Source organism: Natranaerobius thermophilus JW/NM-WN-LF, assembly GCF_000020005.1.
In the GTDB taxonomy this organism is placed as follows: domain Bacteria; phylum Bacillota; class Natranaerobiia; order Natranaerobiales; family Natranaerobiaceae; genus Natranaerobius; species Natranaerobius thermophilus.
In genome coordinates, this window is the sequence record NC_010718.1 from 2,650,599 (window position 1) to 2,668,321 (window position 17,723).

General features: G+C 35.0%; 17 protein-coding genes and 3 riboswitches. Of the genes, 8 read left to right on the top strand and 9 right to left on the bottom strand.

Features of this window, described 5'->3' with window-relative positions; genetic code table 11:
- Nucleotides 1-60: 60 nt before the first annotated feature.
- Entirely contained in the window at nucleotides 61-498 is a 438-nt protein-coding gene (locus NTHER_RS15405; RefSeq protein ID WP_012448873.1) for a type II secretion system protein, read from the bottom strand.
- Between the two features lie 262 nt (nucleotides 499-760).
- A riboswitch (THF riboswitch) is annotated at nucleotides 761-856 on the top strand.
- 92 nt (nucleotides 857-948) lie between these two features.
- Here NTHER_RS15405 and NTHER_RS12485 point away from each other — a divergent pair.
- A complete protein-coding gene (locus NTHER_RS12485) occupies nucleotides 949-1,506 on the top strand; it encodes a folate family ECF transporter S component (RefSeq protein ID WP_012448874.1) in 558 nt (185 codons plus the stop codon).
- A 189-nt stretch (nucleotides 1,507-1,695) separates the two neighbouring features.
- Here NTHER_RS12485 and NTHER_RS12490 read toward each other — a convergent pair whose 3' ends face one another.
- The 4 genes from NTHER_RS12490 to NTHER_RS12505 all read right to left on the bottom strand — a co-directional run bounded on the left by NTHER_RS12490 (nucleotide 1,696) and on the right by NTHER_RS12505 (nucleotide 5,747).
- Entirely contained in the window at nucleotides 1,696-3,495 is a 1,800-nt protein-coding gene (locus NTHER_RS12490) for a flavocytochrome c (protein WP_012448875.1), read from the bottom strand.
- Nucleotides 3,496-3,692: 197 nt separating this feature from the next.
- Nucleotides 3,693-4,448 carry a response regulator transcription factor gene (locus NTHER_RS12495; RefSeq protein ID WP_012448876.1) on the bottom strand — a complete coding sequence of 252 codons (756 nt, stop codon included), beginning with the start codon at nucleotides 4,446-4,448 and terminating at the stop codon, nucleotides 3,693-3,695.
- 1 nt (nucleotide 4,449) lies between these two features.
- Nucleotides 4,450-5,502 (bottom strand): sensor histidine kinase, encoded by a 1,053-nt coding sequence (locus NTHER_RS12500; RefSeq protein ID WP_158438277.1) that lies wholly within the window; start codon nucleotides 5,500-5,502, stop codon nucleotides 4,450-4,452.
- On the bottom strand, nucleotides 5,484-5,747 hold the full coding sequence (locus tag NTHER_RS12505; RefSeq protein WP_041367166.1) for a hypothetical protein: 264 nt from the start codon (nucleotides 5,745-5,747) through the stop codon (nucleotides 5,484-5,486). Before NTHER_RS12505 ends, NTHER_RS12500 begins: the two co-directional genes overlap by 19 nt.
- 393 nt (nucleotides 5,748-6,140) lie before the next feature.
- Nucleotides 6,141-6,312: riboswitch (cobalamin riboswitch) on the top strand.
- Nucleotides 6,313-6,552: 240 nt separating this feature from the next.
- Here NTHER_RS12505 and NTHER_RS12510 point away from each other — a divergent pair.
- The 6 genes from NTHER_RS12510 to NTHER_RS12535 all read left to right on the top strand — a co-directional run bounded on the left by NTHER_RS12510 (nucleotide 6,553) and on the right by NTHER_RS12535 (nucleotide 10,952).
- On the top strand, nucleotides 6,553-7,281 hold the full coding sequence (locus NTHER_RS12510) for an AfsR/SARP family transcriptional regulator (RefSeq protein ID WP_012448877.1): 729 nt from the start codon (nucleotides 6,553-6,555) through the stop codon (nucleotides 7,279-7,281).
- 96 nt (nucleotides 7,282-7,377) lie between these two features.
- Nucleotides 7,378-7,555: riboswitch (cobalamin riboswitch) on the top strand.
- Between the two features lie 233 nt (nucleotides 7,556-7,788).
- Entirely contained in the window at nucleotides 7,789-8,550 is a 762-nt protein-coding gene (gene cbiQ / locus NTHER_RS12515; protein WP_041367168.1) for a cobalt ECF transporter T component CbiQ, read from the top strand.
- Nucleotides 8,550-9,341, top strand: coding sequence for an energy-coupling factor ABC transporter ATP-binding protein (locus tag NTHER_RS12520; RefSeq protein WP_012448879.1), 792 nt, complete (start codon nucleotides 8,550-8,552; stop codon nucleotides 9,339-9,341). Before cbiQ ends, NTHER_RS12520 begins: the two co-directional genes overlap by 1 nt.
- A gap of 95 nt (nucleotides 9,342-9,436) precedes the next feature.
- Nucleotides 9,437-9,898 (top strand): hypothetical protein, encoded by a 462-nt coding sequence (locus NTHER_RS12525; RefSeq protein WP_012448880.1) that lies wholly within the window; start codon nucleotides 9,437-9,439, stop codon nucleotides 9,896-9,898.
- A gap of 26 nt (nucleotides 9,899-9,924) precedes the next feature.
- Nucleotides 9,925-10,530 carry a CbiM family transporter gene (locus NTHER_RS12530; protein ID WP_012448881.1) on the top strand — a complete coding sequence of 202 codons (606 nt, stop codon included), beginning with the start codon at nucleotides 9,925-9,927 and terminating at the stop codon, nucleotides 10,528-10,530.
- 62 nt (nucleotides 10,531-10,592) lie between these two features.
- Entirely contained in the window at nucleotides 10,593-10,952 is a 360-nt protein-coding gene (locus tag NTHER_RS12535) for a hypothetical protein (protein WP_158438279.1), read from the top strand.
- A 184-nt stretch (nucleotides 10,953-11,136) separates the two neighbouring features.
- Here NTHER_RS12535 and hypD read toward each other — a convergent pair whose 3' ends face one another.
- From hypD to NTHER_RS15410, 3 genes are read right to left on the bottom strand one after another with little or no spacing between them, the layout of a single operon-like run.
- Nucleotides 11,137-13,527, bottom strand: a complete 2,391-nt coding sequence (gene hypD / locus NTHER_RS12540; RefSeq protein WP_012448883.1) for a trans-4-hydroxy-L-proline dehydratase — start codon at nucleotides 13,525-13,527, stop codon at nucleotides 11,137-11,139.
- A 4-nt stretch (nucleotides 13,528-13,531) separates the two neighbouring features.
- Complete coding sequence (locus NTHER_RS12545; protein WP_012448884.1) at nucleotides 13,532-14,464, bottom strand: glycyl-radical enzyme activating protein; 933 nt, start codon at nucleotides 14,462-14,464, stop codon at nucleotides 13,532-13,534.
- 11 nt (nucleotides 14,465-14,475) lie between these two features.
- Nucleotides 14,476-15,414, bottom strand: coding sequence for a LysO family transporter (locus NTHER_RS15410; RefSeq protein WP_012448885.1), 939 nt, complete (start codon nucleotides 15,412-15,414; stop codon nucleotides 14,476-14,478).
- 278 nt (nucleotides 15,415-15,692) lie between these two features.
- Here NTHER_RS15410 and NTHER_RS15415 point away from each other — a divergent pair, with 278 nt between their 5' ends.
- Nucleotides 15,693-16,265 (top strand): GerMN domain-containing protein, encoded by a 573-nt coding sequence (locus NTHER_RS15415; RefSeq protein WP_012448886.1) that lies wholly within the window; start codon nucleotides 15,693-15,695, stop codon nucleotides 16,263-16,265.
- Nucleotides 16,266-16,419: 154 nt separating this feature from the next.
- On the opposite strand, the gene NTHER_RS12560 is transcribed toward NTHER_RS15415, so the two are convergent.
- A complete protein-coding gene (locus NTHER_RS12560) occupies nucleotides 16,420-17,661 on the bottom strand; it encodes a S41 family peptidase (RefSeq protein ID WP_012448887.1) in 1,242 nt (413 codons plus the stop codon).
- Nucleotides 17,662-17,723: the final 62 nt, after the last annotated feature.

A 17,723-nucleotide genomic window follows, 5' to 3' on the forward strand; every position in this document is an offset into this window, starting at 1 on the left:
GTTATAAGAACTATCGTACTTTTACGAACAATAAGCCAACTACTTTTAAGCTGAAACCAATTAAAAGGGCCATGGTAAGAAGGAAGGCCACCACGGTGGACTATCATCGTCATTGTCTCCCCCATTTTCATCATTATCGTCATCATTTCCCCCATTTTCTTCTTCGTTGTTATCATTACCATTTTCTTTACCATTATCTGGTTCTGTCAACAAAGCATCCAGCATATCTGATAAGTCGTCATAATCATCACATGAGTCAGCTGGATTGCCATCTATGTATTTTTCAATTTTCGATGCAATTTGTTTACTATTTTCTGCCTCTAAGTCATCTTCCGCAATTTCTCCTGTGGCAATAGCCGTTTGCAAGGCATCACTCACCTGTTTTTTTGCCGCGTCACAAGCCATTTCTTCAGCTTCATTAATATAACTCATCACATTTGGCGCAACCAAAACAACAAGAATCCCAATAATAGCAATTACAGCTATCAATTCAATCAAAGTAAATCCACGGGGATTACAGACACAGAAATCTTTTCTAGCTTTTTTAAAAATACAGTTCCCTCCTTTTCTTAAATAAGTTTATAATACAATTTTAAATTATAGTCCTTGTATATAATCCTAGAATTCTTTTTAAGCTTATTTATAATTATTTAGGACTTTTTTATTAATGTAAATAGGTCTTGCGACTCTTTTTAGACAAAAATCATTTTTTTAATTTGCTCTTGAATGTATTTTTGAATATGTTATAATGGAAAAAAGTGGTAGAGTAGGTGTCTCGCGTTAAGTGCCAAGGGATGGGACGTTGCCCTTGGACGAAAGCTATTAAGAGCTGCGTTGGGACATCGCGTTCGCTATCACATCAATAAGGAAAGAAAGTTAAGATTAACAAACTTCCTTCCTTTGATGTGGTAGAACTACCACGTCAAATCAGAGAAGGAGGTTTTATTTTTGAAAAACTTTTTTAAAAACCCACATGCCCTGGCGATCATGGGGTTATTAGCAGCTGTTAATGTAGTTTTAGGATTGGTAACTTCGGGTTTTACGATCTCTTTTGGCGGAATAGCTGGGGTAAAAATTGGTTTAGGTGGACTACCCATTATTCTTGCTGGAATTTTACTCGGTCCGCTAGCTGGAGGTGTAGTTGGTATTGTCAGTGATTTGGTAGGATTTCTATTAGTACCTATGGGCCCTTATATGCCGCATTTCACCTTAACGGCTGCATTAACGGGAATTATTCCTTGTTTGGTCCTAAAGCTTACTAATGGAAAGAGAGAGATACCAAGCTTTTTACACTTATTACTAGGAATAGGAATTGGACAAGCCATTACAACTGTTATTTTAGTACCCTATTTTTCATACATCTTATTTGGTCTGCCACTGTTGTACACAGTTCTCGGTAATGCTATCAGTCAGTTAATTAGTGTACCACTCTATGCCTATATTAGCTTATTTATTTTAAAGTCCTCAAAAATTAGATCCATGACAGACACCGCCTCACAAAAATAGAAAGCAAATTCCATTACGTTCTAAATTTACTAAGTGAGGTTATTTGTAAAGGCAATGATAATAGGCAGGCCGATCGCCTGTCTATTATATTCGCATTTGCCATCAAACTGTTACTTTTTAGAACAACAAAAACTGCACCCCAAAAGTATCCTATCACACTTTCGGGGTGCAGTCTTTTAACTTGAATATTTATTTAGAAACGTTATCTCCCGCAATTCTACCAAAAACTATTAAATCTGCTATAGCGTTACCACCTAAGCGATTGTTACCATGAATTCCACCAGTGATTTCACCTGCAGCATAAAGCCCTTCAATTATTTCACCCTCTGTATCAATAACTTGAGCTTCTTCGTTTATCTTAATTCCACCCATGGTATGGTGAATAGCAGGTGCCACTTCTTGGATATAGTAAGGTCCTTCTTTTAATTCTAATAGATCACCACGACGATTGAAGTCTTCATCTTCACCTTGTTTTACATATTCATTGTATTGTTCCACCGTATTTTTAAGTTCATCAACATCAATCTCAAAAAATTCTGCTGCCTCTTCAATAGAGTCAGCTTTAATTATCTGATCAGTTTCCTTCAGGTTTTCAAATTCTGTCATGTAATTATCCATATTACTATTTTCTTTTATATGGTTGTCCCACATTAGATAAGCTACAGACCCAGTTTGATCTAAAATAGCTTCAGAAATCACATCACGACGATCTAACTCTTCGACAAATCTTTCGCCTTCCTGGTTAACTAAAATAGCACCATCAAATCTAGTATCTGCAACATATGACAAGTGACCCGTTTGCGTATTACAAGTGGGATAAGTTTGAATAAACTCCATATCTACTAAGTCAGCACCTATTTCTTTTGCCATTAGAATTCCTTCACCAGTTGCTCCTGGAACATTAGTAGTATTATATCTATCGTCAATGTCTGGATTATACTTTTGAGTCATATCAATATTTGCACCAAATCCACCGGTTGCCATAATAACCCCATCTTCTGCCTCAATATTTGCTATTTCTCCTTCATGATCTTCCACTTTTACACCTACAACTCTACCATCTTCATCCGTAAGTAATTCTTTTGCTTCAGTATTAAATTTAATTGGAATCTCATCATCCAAAGCTCGTTCCTCTAAACTACTAATCAGTTCTAGTCCGGAGCCACCAATTGGATAAAGTGCCCTGGGCACTTCATGTCCTCCAAAATGCATAAGATAGTCATCGACAAATTCTACACCTACATAGTCTTTCATCCACTCCGCATCTTCAGTTACATTTTCTGCTAGTGTTTGCACAAGATCTTCATCTGCTTCATAATCTCCGCCTTCAAGGGTATCTTCAACAAATTGATCTACACTGTCATCAATATCTGGGTTTTCCTGAACCCAAGTGTTTGGAGCATTAAACTCTCCTCCAGATACTAGGGTGTTACCACCTAAATAAGGCATCTTTTCTAATAACACAACATCTGCACCTTGTGACTTTGCTTCAATTGCTGATACTAGACCAGCACCTCCACCACCAACTACTACTACATCATAGGTAGAATCAGCGATTTCAGAAGCACTATCAACTTCAACCATTTCCCCTTCAAAGTATTCTTCAGCACCTGCCTCTTTTAATGCATCTTCAACTGCACTAACTAGTGCTAAACTTGTGACAGTTGCGCCTGAAATGGAGTCTACATTAGTATTGTTGTTTTCCACAATGGCTGGGATAATTTCTTCAAATACTGGATCTGTTAATATCTCAGATTCTTCATGAGATAAAACTTCGATATCAGAGATATCTTCATCTTCAATTGTAACCTCTACTTCAATTTCTGCATTGTGTCCATATGAACTTCCCTCATATGTACCTTCTTCTAGTGCCAACTCTTCCTCTCCTGGTTCCTCTCCTACTTCCTTATCTCCATTGCATCCCACGGAGAATGTGAACAGCAGAACAAATGTTAACATAATTAATAATAAGTTTCTCTTTTGAAACATATACAACCCCCTCCTTTTAACTTGTTATACATTTCTTAACACAACCAAATTATAAGCTAAGAAACGATTTTTGTATTTGCACAAATTTCAGGTTTTTTGACTTTTCTTTAAGCTTGTATAATAGAGTCAAGCCTTTAAAAAATTAGAGGATAAACCCTTAAATGATTCAAACACTTTTGGGACAACCTCTTCCTTTATCATTTTATATACTTGTTCCTATAATCAAGAGGTGACACCCCTTCATATTTTTTAAAAATGCGGCTGAAATAATGTTGACTTTGGTAACCAATTTTTAATACTATTTCATACATTTTTATTCCTGGTAGATCTTCTTTTAACAGTTCCTTTGCTTTTTTTATTCGAACTCTAGTAAGGTATTCTTTAAATGAATATCCCAGCTCTTCTTTCATAAGTGTACTTAGGTAGCTTTTATTAATATTAAAATTTTTTGCTATTTTTTCCAAAGATAAATCGGATTTGTAATAATTGTCATGTATATGTTCCATGACCTTTTGTACTAAAAGTGAATAGTTTTTATTTTCATAGTAATTTTTGTTAATTTCTAAATCTGGATATTGAATGCGTAGGGCTTTATCAATATTTTCTAATGTTTTAAAGAAGTCTGTTTTCGGAACAGGTTTCAATAAGTAATCAAATACCTGTAACTTGATTGCTTCATGAGCATATTCAAAATAATCATACCCTGTTACCATGACTAAGATAGCTTTTGGGTTTTTAGATTTAATTAATTTAGCCAATTCTAACCCATTAGATTCAGCAATTCTAATATCTAAAAAGAAGAAGTGAGGATCTTTATTATCTGTAAGTTCCAGGGTTTCTTGACTATTAGCTGCCGATCCTACAAATTTAAAAGGATATCCATATTCTTGGATCCATCTTCCAAACCCTCGACGGATTTTAGGCTCATCATCAACTACAACTGCTTTCCACATATTAATCCTCTCCTTTCACTAAAGGAAATCTAATAGTAACTTTTGTCCAACCATTTTCTACATCTATATTTAAACCATAGCTAGTACCATATGCTAACTGAATTCGCATATTAGTACTATATAGTCCAAAACCTATATTTTCACCTGGCTTTTCATTTGTTTTCAAGGCATGATTTATCCTTTTTAATTCATCAAAAGATAGTCTAGACCCATTATTTTTAATAATTGTTACTAACTCATTGTTTTCTCTTATAAGTTCGAGGATAATTTCACATGTAGAATAATCTTGATTTTTGAAACCATGGAGAATAGCGTTTTCTACTATTGGTTGTAAAATAAGTTTTAAAATCTTGTTATCTGTTAAATTTTCATCGTACTTCACCTGATAATTTAGCATATCTTCATATCTAGCTTTTTGTAGGCGTAGGTAACTTTCTATATGATCTAATTCTTTTTCGATAGTAATATATTCATCACCTGAATTAAGACCAATTCGATAGAATGTACCTAACTCTTCTAAAAGTTCAACTGCTTCTTGTGAATTATCTTCTAAGATAGACCATCTGATAGTATCTAAGGTATTATATAGAAAATGTGGTTTTATCTGGGACTGAAGTACCTTTAGCTCATTTTTGCGTTTTTGGTGATGCTCTTTATCTAAAAGATTAATAAGAGTTTTTATTTTTTGGATCATATTATTAAAACCAGCACCTAATTGTCCAATTTCATCTTTGTTATTATAGTTAAAGGTCACATCTAGATCACCTTGCTCTGCTTTTTTCATCAACTGTTGTAGATGTATAATAGGATTGGCAATTGATGAAGACAAAGCAAGAGAAATGATTATTAAAACAGCTATAATAATCCCACCAAAAACTATTATTGTTAAAATTAATTGATCAGTATCTTTGGTCATTTCAGACTTAGAAAAATCTATTCCCAGGGACCAGCCGTCTGTATTTGGAATAGGCGAATGAATCACTACCCTTTTTTCATCATCTGGTGTTTTAATAGTTTGGATACCTTCTTCACCTCTTAACATCTCTTTCCCCACTTCTTATCATCATCCTTAGATATTAATGTTTCTGTTTCTGATAAAATTCTTAGTTCACAAATCCGTTGCTCTAGCCATTCCCCTATCTGTTCTGACCTAGCTGTAACAACCTGCTGATTCAGATCTTTTGTCAGTGGTATATTAGTGCTAGCTATTTGGTTTTTAATTACAAATACTAATAATAAGACAATAATAGTTGTAAATGATCCAAAGTATAATAATATTTTACTTCGTAGAGATCTCATATTAACTCCCCTATCCATGAGTTTTCTACTTAAATTATAACTGAAGTCGACATAAAATGACAATCTAGGTCACAACTCAATTTCGGACAGGCATCTTATATAGTTGTATTATAAAACATTCAATGTGAGAGAATTATGTGGCTTTGGCTACATCTTAGCGAGTTAACAATAGAACTGTAAGCATATTACAAGATTAGGAAGGAATATTTAAAGCATTAATAGAAATTAAATTACATGAAATAAATTCCAAAATTTACCCAACAATAAATTAACAAAATTTTTAGTGTACACATAAGCAAAAAATTTAATATTAGAAAATTAGGTCCTTATTAATTTACAGATGATGATTACAGATAATCAGAAACACTTCGCCTCTGCAAACTAGTGGAGAGAATATCAATAAATTAATAAGGTTAAATTGGAAGTTCGGTGAAAATCCGGCGCGGTCCCGCCACTGTAATGGGGAGATTATTTTCTTATAATGCCACTGGAGAATCAAACTCTGGGAAGGCAAAAATAATCTATGAACCTAAGCCAGGACACATGCCTAATTTAGTTTACCTTTGAACTACGATAGATAGGGAGGTGAACTGTGCATATTTTGAATTGATATTCTAAATCAAATATCTGATATTTACAGTTAACTTCCTCCTTTGTGAGGAAGTTTTTATTTTTAGTTGACATAACTTTTTTGTTCTTAAAAGTCACGAAATCGGAAGAAGGGGGTTAATTTTATGCGTTATGTTTTAAATTGTAAAATGGAGAAAAAAAATCCCTAGAAATATACACCTTGGGGCAATTTGAAATGAAGACAAATGAAGAAGCTTTTTCAGACAAACATAAAAGGTCTAATAAAGTCTGGGAATTGTTTAAGTTTTTGTTAATTAATAGGAATAAGAGACTCCATCCCAACAACATCGTAGAAGAATTGTGGCCAGATCAGGAGTATATCGATCCAAAAGATGCAGTTAAATCACTTGTATATAGATTACGAAGATTATTAAAACAACATAAAAGCTTAAAGGATCATGTCTTCATAGACTCCTCACAAGGGTGCTACCTTTTTTATTTATCAGAAGATTCTTGGGTAGATATTGATGAATTTGAGAGTTTATCATTTAAAGCTAAAGAAAATAACCACAAGGAAAGGGAAACAGCTATGTTTTATTATCACAATGCAATTTCCCTTTATAGAGGTACTTTTTTATCTGAATATCCCTGTAAAAGTTGGGTCTTTCCAATTCGCCAATATTATCGAAGGTTATACACAAATAATTTAATTGATCTTGTTGAATTATTAAAAGAAACAGAAGAATATCGAGCAATTCAAAATCTATGCGAGAAAGCTTTTATTATTGATTTGTTAATAGAAACAGAAAAAATCCATGTACACTACATGGAGGCCCTGGTAGCCGAAGGACAAGTCGCTGATGCCTTGTCACATTTTGATTTTATTAAAACAGTACTTGAAAAGGAATTAGGTATTGGTCCTTCGGACTATATGACGGAATACTATAAGTCATTAAAAAGATAATCGATAATAAATAATTCAGTGTCACCTGATTGTCACCAGTATAACACCAAAATAACACATCTAAATGATAAATTACAGTTACAGTAATAAAAAAATGAATACCGAAATATAACAGGTGCCTGTAAAAAGGCTTAAAAGGGAAACCGGTGAAAATCCGGTACGATCCCGTCACTGTGAGCACGAGTCGACCCCATTATTCCACTGGCGAAACGCTGGGAAGGAGGGGAAGATGATGACTGTAAGTCAGGAGACCTACCTGTTATATTAGCTGCATTCCCTTCGGGTGAAAGGGCTGGGCTGCGCATAAAATGTCGCGGTAGTATTCACCACGGCGTTTTTTTATGGACTATTCCGGCTCTAGGTTATGAAGGCCGGATATTTTTTTGTCAAAAATCCTAGTCCGGTAGTTAACAGGCCCTGTCACCATTAACAAAGATTCACTTATTAATTATTAAGAAAAATTATAGTCAGGAGGTGACGGCCATAGTAAATCAAAAACCTTAAAAAGTGAGGGAAACATCTTTGTGCAGTGCTAAGAGTTCTTTTTCAAACCAAAATCAGAAAAACATAAACAACTATCATCCCTGGGAACCAAGGACAAAATTGGTAGCAGGAGTCATATTTGTTTTCGGAACTATCAGTTTAGACAATATTTCGTTGTTATCAGCTGCCTTACTATTTTCAGTAGTCTTTGCCCTTTGTTCAGGTCTCAATCTAAGGCTACTCATAAAAAAACTATCTATTTTAATTCCATTTTTGGCTTTAATGAATATACCCTTGATTTTTGGAGCTGGATTCCCACTATCAATGGATCGAGTAGAATTTGCAGCTTTGATTTCTTTAAGGGCCCTTACTTCTATGACTTTTACACTGTTTGTTTTTATCAATCAACCAATTGAGGAAATGCTTGAAGCCATGGAACACCTTAAAGTTCCTTCTGTGATAACAACAGTAATTTATTTGGCATATCGATATGGATTTTTATTTATCAAAGAAATTCAAATCAATATGACTGCATTAAAGGCACGTCTTTTTACAACTCGTTTAAATAAATACACTTTAAAAACTTTAGGAGAGTTAGCAGGAGGAATATTTATTAAAGCTATTCATCATTCAGAGATAGTTCATCAGGCTATGGCTGCTAGGGGTTTTCAAGGTAAAATACCTGTTGGCAAACCTGAGCCAATTAAAAAAACGGATATAATTAAAACAATTTTGCCAGTTTTATTCATGATTTTTCTGATCATTATTGAACAGGTGGTGTTTTAATGGCCTTTGCTATCGAAATAAACGATTTAAACTATACCTACCCTGATCAAACCCCTGCATTAACAGGAATTAATCTTAAAATTACAAAACAGAAAAAAACAGCCATTTTAGGTGCTAACGGTAGTGGGAAAACAACACTCATTTATCATATCAACGGTACAATTCAAAGTCAGGATGGAGAGCTGAAAGTTTTAGACAAAACTATTAATAAAGAAAATATCAATAACATACGTCAAGCAGTTGGACTTCTATTTGACAATCCAGATAACCAACTTTTCTCAACTACCGTTTATGGTGATATTGCTTTTGGCCCTCGCAATCTCAATCTAGAACAAAACGAAATAAACAAAAGGGTGGAAATGGCCATAGAAAAAGTTGGTATTGAAAATCTTTCTGAAAGACCGCCATATAGTTTGAGTCTTGGTCAGAAAAAACGAGCAGCCATTGCTGGAATTTTAGCCATGAAACCACAAATTTTGGTCTGTGATGAACCTTTTTCCGGATTAGACCCCAGCATATCCCTTCAATTAAGGGAAATATTAGATGATTTAAAAGAACAAGGGGCTACATTGGTTTACAGCACTCATGATGTTGACCTAACTTATGCATGGGCTGACGAAGTGGTTATTATGAAGGAAGGACAAGTTTTAAAATCAGGGCCAGTAGATATTTTGCGTGAAGAAAGGCTCATGGAAAAGTCTGGCCTACCCCTGCCAATGTTGGCAGAATTATTTAAGCATAGTAAATACAATCCACATACAGTTCAAGAAGCTTCGAGATTAATCACCTAATATCTTTTATGAAGAAACTTATAAAAGATATGGATCTGTTGAGTAGATATGAATGAGTAGATATGAAAAATAACCAATTTAAAGGAGGGTTTTTAATGTTTAAAAAAGGGTTTACTTTAATTTTAGTTTTGTTATTGGGAGTGATGGTTTTTAGTGGCTGTGGTGAAAGCCAACCAACCGAAGAGGAAGCAGGACATTCTGATAACGGTGTGACCTTCGAGATTATTGACCGAAGCATAGATGAAGTCGTAGATTATCACCATGATGACCACTGGCATTCAGGCCTGCCAGAAATTCCTTTAAACGATAATATTTCACTAGGTGCCAACATAATCGACGAAAATGAAGAAGAAATCGAGCTTGATGGAGAGCATCACGCACTAGGCATTGATTTTGCCGACGATGCCAATGAAGATATTGTAAGTTTAGATGAACACGGAGATCATGTGCATATCATAGGTGAAAAAGAGGGTGAAACCGAAGTTATATTCCAATTATTGCATGATGGCGAAGTTGAACATGAAACGGTACCGATTCCTGCAGAAGTCGCAAAATAACTTAATTTATAAGGGGTGGTTTTAAAGTGCATATTGCCGATGGAGTACTCAGCCTTCCTGTAGTTGTATCTACTTTTGGCGCAACTGCAGCTGCCGTGGGATACTCTGTTAAAGGGATCGAAGAAGAAGAAGTTCCAAAAATAAGTTTAATGGCTGGAGGATTTTTCGCCGTATCTTTAATCAGTATACCGGTGGGACCTTCAACTATCCACCCCCTTTTTGCTGGTTTACTAGGGGTGATATTGGGGAAAAGGGCCCCTCTTGCCATATTTGTCGGACTTTTATTACAAGCAGTCCTCTTTCAACATGGCGGTTTAACTACCCTGGGGGCCAATACGTTTATGCTTGCAGTTCCAGCTTTGCTTTCATATAAAATATACTATGGTATAGTGAACCGTGGTGCTTTATTTAAAGGCGCATTAGTTGGTGGACTAGCTGTGGTAATTACAGTAATAATTTTAATTTTGCTCTTATTACTGGCTAATTTCCAATTTACTGAGGGAACTTTTTCTACAATTAATATCTTGGTCGTTGGGCACTTACCGTTAATTTTTATCGAAGCACTAGTTACAGGGTCAGCATTAAAATTAGTTGAACACTCGAACCCGGAACTATTAAACATAGCGAGGTGATAGAAATAATGATCCAAGATAAGGGATTTAAAGTTATAGTATTTTGCTTAGCTTTGTTATTATTGCCTGCTGCACCCATTATGGCACATCTTATGCTAATTGAACCTGTAGAAGATGGCAAGATTCAGGTGGTATTCGATGATGACACCATAGCAAGTAATGCAGAAGTTACTGTTTATAATGAAAACGATGAGAAAATTAAAGAGGGTGAAGTTGATGAGAATGGAAAATTTAGCTATCCTGAAGAAGCAGAATTTATCGTTGCAGATGATGGGTTAGGACACCGCGCTGAACATGCAGTTGGAGAAGATTCCAACGAGCAGTTACCCCGCGAGTTGACCATAGGAGTTGTTTTAGTTGTACTTGCTCTCATAGCAGGAATATTTAAATACCGTAGTTCAAAAAACCAAAAAAGTTCATAGACAAATTAGCTTCTTTAAATTCGTTAAATTCAAATTTAAAAATTCAAATTATAATTGTAAAAAAAGTCGGAGGCGAAATTCACTTAACCTCCGACTTTTTAACTATTCCTGCGACTTACTTAAAATCAGCTTATTTCCCCGCAACCTATTTTCCACCTATAAATCTAAAACCTCCAATTTATTATCAACCTATGGAATGTTCTGTTCTTTTAATAATCTCATTTTGTAAGTTTTCGTTTAAGTTATTGAAATAATCACTGTAACCTGCCACTCGGACAATTAAGTTCCGATATGAATCGGGATTTCTTTGAGCATCCTTTAATGTTTCGGCATCTACAACATTGAACTGAACATGATGCCCATTCATACGGAAATAGGACCTAACCAAATAAACCAAGTTTAAAAGGCCTTCCTCCCCTTGTAATACTTGAGGAGTAAATTTAAGATTTAACAAAGTTCCACCAGTTTTTATATGGTCCATTTTTGCGGCAGATTTCAAGGCAGCAGTAGGTCCTTCCTGATCTGCGCTTTGAACCGGTGATATACCTTCAGAAAGTGGAGTTCCCCTCAATCTTCCTTCGGGGGTTGCGCCGATAACTGATCCAAAGTAAACATGGCAAGTAGTGGGCAGCATATTTATTCTATAAGTACCTCCGGTCATAGTTTTACGACCATTCACTGCATCGTAGAACCTTTGGAAAACTTCCTTCATCAAATCATCTGCAGAGTCGTCGTCATTACCGTACCTGGGTGTTTTGTTTTTCAAAAATCCTCTCATCTGTTTAAAGCCTTCAAAGTTGTTTTGTAAAGCTGTTAACAGCTCATTCCACGTGTAATTCTGTTTTTCAAAAATGTGGTGTTTTATGGCAGACAAACTATCGGTAATTGTCCCTATCCCAACACCTTGAATATATCTTGTATTATACCTTGCCCCACCAGAATTATAGTCTTTGGCTTTTTTGATACAATCATCGATTATGACTGAAAGAAAAGGTGACGGCATATATTTATCATATAGTTTTTCTATGATGTTGTTCCCTCGGATTTTTATATCTATAAAATAATTCAATTGTTCATTAAAGGCATCTATTAAATCTTGAAAACTATCAAAGGTTTCAGGATCATCTGTTTTTAGTCCAATTTGCTTTCCGGATCTGGGATCAACGCCTCTATACAAGGTTAATTCCAGTATTTTGGTTAAATTAAAGTATCCGGTTAAAATATAACTTTCTTTTCCGAAGGTCCCCGCTTCTACACAACCACTAGTGCCGCCACATCTGGCATCAACCAAGTCCTTCCCCTGATTCAATAGTTCAGATATGACTGCATCAGTATTAAATACTGAGGGTTGCCCCCACCCTTTTCTGATGATTTTTCCGGCTTCTTTAATAAATTCGTTGGGATTTTGTTTACTAACCTGTATGTTGGTACTTGGTTGAACCAACTGCATTTCATCTATTACTTCTAAAAGTAAGTAACTTACATCATTGACGCCATCAAAACCTTCAGGTGTCACTCCTCCGATATTGATATTACAAAAGTCTGTGTAAGTACCGCTTTCTTTCAATGTGGTACCCACTTTAGGTGGAGCTGGTTGATTGTTGAATTTTATCCAAAAGCACTGCAACAATTCTTTAGCTGAACCCCTTGTCAACTCTCCTGCATTTAAATCTTGTAAATAAAATGGATACAAATGTTGATCCAGTCTACCAGGGCAAAAGGAATCCCATGTATTCAATTCCGTTATCACACCTAGATGCACAAACCAGTAATATTGTAGTGCTTCCCAAAAATTACGCGGCGCTTTTGCCGGAACACGTTTACATATTTCTGCTATCTTTAACAACTCTTCTTTTCGATGGCTATCATCTACTTCTTGTGCTAACTCTTCAGCTATATTTGCATATCTTTGGGCAAATTCTATAAGGGCATCAATACAAACACGCATAGCTTTTAACTGTTCACTTTTTTCGTAAGCTTGAGGATCATTTATTTCATCAATATTTTTAAGTTCTAAGTCGATATCATCCCTAAAATCCAATAAACCCTTCTGATATATTTTCCCATCAGCTACTGTGTGTCCAGGAGCTCTTTGTTCCATAAATTCTGTAAAGATCCCCGCTTCATAACAGTCAAGCCATTCTCGGCTCATATTATCAAATATCTTTTCTCTCATGGACTTTCCTTTCCAAAAAGGAATGATATCGCTGTCCTGTATTTTTTTAACAGTTTCGTCGACCTCAAAAAAAACTTTTTCCCTGTCATGAATTATCTCTAAATCAGTGATGGAATGGGTACAAAGTTCGGGATAAGTTGGTACTTCTTGAGGTGCTGGTCCTCGTTCTCCCACAATCAATTCTCCATCATTAATAGAAATACTCTTATTTTCTAAAATGTGTTTAAATGTTAAAGCTCTCAATATGGGAATTGACACATTGCCATCATATTTTTTGTAGGCCTGGGTTACAAGTATAGCGCGTTCTACCGATACTTTAGGATTCTTAGAGACACTTTGTTCCCTGAGTTTTTTAACACGGGGACTCATGCTTTCAGAATTCCTACTATTATTTTCCATGGGTTCACACCTCCATTTCTACAGTCAAACCAAATTGTTTCAGAAGTTTATGAGTTTCAAGCAAATCACTCCCCTTTTGACTGGCAGTTATTAGTAAATCGCTTTTCTCTAAGCCAAGTTTTGAATATTTATCAAATCCATATTCATGAAATGGTATTAAATCAACTTGATTTATTTTTAAAGTTGATAAAAAATTACCTATTTTAGTCAGTTCTTCTCTAGTATTGTTTATAGTTGGTATAATTGGAATTCTAACATTTATATTAGTATGTATTTGGTTCAATGTAGCCAAATTATTAACAATTCTTTCATTTGAAACTCCTGTTAGATTTTTGTGTTTTTCATCATCAAGAACTTTTATGTCATATAAGAACAGATCAACCAACTCATAAATTCTTTCAAAGACTTCCCAAGGAACATAACCCGAAGTGTCCACAGTAGTATGGATGCCTTTTTCTTTCAAACGACACAAAGTTTCATAAAGAAAATCTACTTGCATTAAAGGTTCTCCACCTGAAAAAGTTACCCCACCTTTGGATTCTTCAAAAAATACTTTATCTTTTTCGACCTCTTCAATAACTTTATTAGCAGTCATCTGTTCACCTATCATTTCTATCGCATTTACAGGACATGACTCCTGGCATATTGAACATTTTTTACACTTTTCTTGATTAATTTGGGTACTATTTTGTTCGGTAAATATTGCATTTTCCGGACAAATTTCTTGACATAAACCACAATCCATGCACGAGTTATGATGAATTAACAATTGAGATTCAAATGCCAATCCTTCAGGATTATGGCACCATTCACATCTCAAAGGACAACCTTTTATAAAAACAGTAGTCCTGATTCCAGGGCCATCATGAATTGAAAACCTTTGAATATTAAAAATATTCCCTTTGAACTTTTTGGTCTCTTTGGCCTCGTTATTCATAGCAAACCACCTCATAACGCAACAAAAAAGTTAACCAGAATCGGAACTAACAAAGAAAGAATTAGTCCGTTAAAAAAAGCTATTGGTATAAATTCTTTCCCTGCACTTTTAGAAATGATAGGAAGAGTTACGTCCATTGTAGTTGCACCCCCGGGGGCTATTGAAACAACTCCACCTAAATATTTGGCTATAATGGGAGTAAAGATAATTGCTAAAATCTCCCTGAAAATATTGGCTAAAAAACCGACTGCACCTAATAATGGACTATGCACTTCAGAAATGATAACTGCAGACAAACTATACCAACCAAAACCCGAAGCAAGGGCTGCCCCCTCATTCCAGGTTATAAAATCAGTGAATAATGCTAGTACAACACCCGCTAAAACAGTGCCAAAAACCACTCCTAAAGGTGTTGCCAAACAAAGAATTAAAAATTTTATACCCTGATTTGTAATATTTTCAAAAACAGACCTGGACATGCCCAAGTCCAGTCCAACACCGAATAATAACATCCCTAATATCCAGGTAGTAAGACTGTCCAGCACGGGTAAAAACGAATCTGACACAAAGAGCCAACCAAAGATCGTCCCTGCTATTACCAGTAAAACTAAGATAACTGTAAAAGTATATTCGGCACCAGTTTCATCCCATTCATCTTCTTCATAATCTACTTGTTCGGATGAAAACTTTAAATTTACAACTTTATTTAATCCAAACAAAACAATCAAACTTCCAATGATTGTAACCACTGCTATAACAAATGCATAAGCCCCTAAATTGCTTAACTCCTCCATCACTTCAGGGTCAGCTCCCAATCTAATTCCCATTACAAATAACAATACATAAATACTACAGTTGATAATTTTACTAATAGGGATATTGGTTACTTTAGAAGGCAATTTTAAAGAAATAATCAAACCTACTATCAAAGGTAATATAATCCACCACATTTGCTTTCCCTCCAAACTTTGTTGTATCTAATACTGGCTACTATCTTCTTCCATGCAAGGATATCTATATCCTTTGGGTTATTAAAATTTCTGTGAAGTCCTCATACATTAATACACCTCCTATAAGTTATTAAAGATCTTCATTCTATATATTCATGCAAGAATTATTCCAAAAAAAATATTTGCAACTTTTTTATGCTAACTGACGTCTTATAATATAGAGCCATAAAGTATTAGTGAGCCAAATATATTTAAAATTAGACAGGGGGTCAAATATAATGAGCAAAATACTTACCAGCAAGTTCAACAAAACAGTTTTACTGTCAATCTCACTTGCATTATTCTTAATTTTTGTAGGATGCGCTAGTCCTGAAGATGAAGAACAAGAACCTGAGGAAAATGGAGAGCAGGAAAATGCCGAAAATGTTGCAGGAGAACAAAATGGCATCTATAAAGAAGATGAAATCAAACTTTATTTTATTAAAGACACAGGAACCGAATTTGTAAAGGTCTCGGAAACCAGATCTGTTGATAAAGTAACTCCTGAAGAAACTATGGAATTATTTTTAGAAGGGCCTGAAAATGAGGATTACTTAGGGGCCGGCGCTGCAGATGTGAGTCTACTGGGGGTTACAATGGAAGAAGGGCTAGCCAGTGTAGACTTTTCTAAAGAACTGTACGATATGAGCCTGGGACATGAACCTGAAGCAAGATTTGTGGATAGTATTGTTTACACATTAACTCAATTTGATGAAATTGAAGAAATACAGATATTAGTTGAAGGTGAAACTGCCGAGCCGATATCTGGACATATTGATATATCTGAACCACTATCTAGAGAGAACAGTTAGGTCTATAACTTAATTTTTACAGTTCATGAATCGTCCTAATAAATAAGTCGGGATTACCCGACTTATTTTTAGGCGTTCTTAACTAAAACAGCTACATACTATATTTAAGTTCAGCAATTTGTTTTTTTGCTTTAGTCGCTCATCTTCTTCAGGTTTAATATCTTCCTTCTTCAATAATCTCCACCGTTTCATCAATTAGCTCCTGATAAGTTTGTGTCTCTACCTCAATATCGGGTTCAGTGCCCACATAACTATTCTTACCATCGGCATTTAAACCTAAAAACCCTTCAAATTCGACAACTAATCCACTGTTGGGAAGAGAATATAACAAACGTTGAGGACCGTTCATTCCACCACCACGAGTTCTGGTACCGACTACCGTTGCCAAGTCTGTTATTCTAGCAAAATTTACTAAGCGATCAGATGCCGAATAGACATACCTGTCTGTTAATATGAAAATTTCTCCGGAAAAATCCAGAGGATCTTCAGGTTCAATAGTTTTTTCTTTCCAAATATAGTCTTCAAAGTTTTCTTGAATATAGTCGGGTAAATCTTCATATCCTGGATACTCTTCTATATCGTCTATATTATAATCCTCCAAAACTTTGTGTTCTAAGAAATAATTTGCCAAGTCTCCTCCTTTGGAAAACAAATACGATTTATAGTCAACCTCCTCTAAATTATAAAAAATATCTTGCCAATGCAGCATACCTCCCTTATTACCTCTAATATCAATTATTAAATAAGGATAATCACTAATTTCTTCCATAAAATTCCTAATTTCCTCGCTTGAATCAATCATAAAAGAATGTATTTGTAAATATGCAATTTTCCCTTCTTCGATAATTTCGGTGTTTATATTAACTACTCCATCCTCTAAATATTGTTCTTCTTGTGGTAATTGTTCAGGGTCAATATCGTAACCTTTCTCGTTAAATATTTCCTTCCATCCTTGATATTTCTTGTCTGCGTGTTCATAAATATCCTCAAATTGTTGTAATCTTTCCGGAATTGAATCATACTCGGGGTTTGAAAAATATGTTTCGGGATCGTGTATGCTCAAATGAAAATCATCGATAACTCTTAAACTATTATACATTTGTTGATAAAACTCATAATTATCATCTGTATCCTTCACAGATGCCTTAAAGTGAGCTTTCATATCCAGCCAATCAGTATCTATATCGTATAAATTGACATAATTTTCTTTCATTATATTGTACATGTATTTAAAGTCCTCGACTTTTTCTTCTTCAGTTAGTTCTTCTAATTCAGTTGGCTCTTCCTTTGGTATTACTTCATCAAATTCTTGCTCACTTTTCTCTGCGTCCTCACACCCGCCTAACAATGTAATTATAAGTCCCATCAAAATAAGACAAAATAGTTTTTTGACCATCGCTTTTCCTCCCATAACGCCAAAAAAATATTAATTTAAACTAATCAAGTCTGGCATTAATA

Bases quoted from the DNA above. Each gene is read 5' to 3' on its own strand.
- NTHER_RS12490 (WP_012448875.1), bottom strand. From the start codon at position 3,495: ATGTTTCAAAAGAGAAACTTATTATTAATTATGTTAACATTTGTTCTG.
- NTHER_RS12495 (WP_012448876.1), bottom strand. From the start codon at position 4,448: ATGTGGAAAGCAGTTGTAGTTGATGATGAGCCTAAAATCCGTCGAGGG.
- NTHER_RS12505 (WP_041367166.1), bottom strand. From the start codon at position 5,747: ATGAGATCTCTACGAAGTAAAATATTATTATACTTTGGATCATTTACA.
- NTHER_RS12510 (WP_012448877.1), top strand. From the start codon at position 6,553: ATGAAGACAAATGAAGAAGCTTTTTCAGACAAACATAAAAGGTCTAAT.
- NTHER_RS12520 (WP_012448879.1), top strand. From the start codon at position 8,550: ATGGCCTTTGCTATCGAAATAAACGATTTAAACTATACCTACCCTGAT.
- NTHER_RS12525 (WP_012448880.1), top strand. From the start codon at position 9,437: ATGTTTAAAAAAGGGTTTACTTTAATTTTAGTTTTGTTATTGGGAGTG.
- hypD (WP_012448883.1), bottom strand. From the start codon at position 13,527: ATGGAAAATAATAGTAGGAATTCTGAAAGCATGAGTCCCCGTGTTAAA.
- NTHER_RS12545 (WP_012448884.1), bottom strand. From the start codon at position 14,464: ATGAATAACGAGGCCAAAGAGACCAAAAAGTTCAAAGGGAATATTTTT.
- NTHER_RS15410 (WP_012448885.1), bottom strand. From the start codon at position 15,414: ATGTGGTGGATTATATTACCTTTGATAGTAGGTTTGATTATTTCTTTA.
- NTHER_RS15415 (WP_012448886.1), top strand. From the start codon at position 15,693: ATGAGCAAAATACTTACCAGCAAGTTCAACAAAACAGTTTTACTGTCA.
- NTHER_RS12560 (WP_012448887.1), bottom strand. From the start codon at position 17,661: ATGGTCAAAAAACTATTTTGTCTTATTTTGATGGGACTTATAATTACA.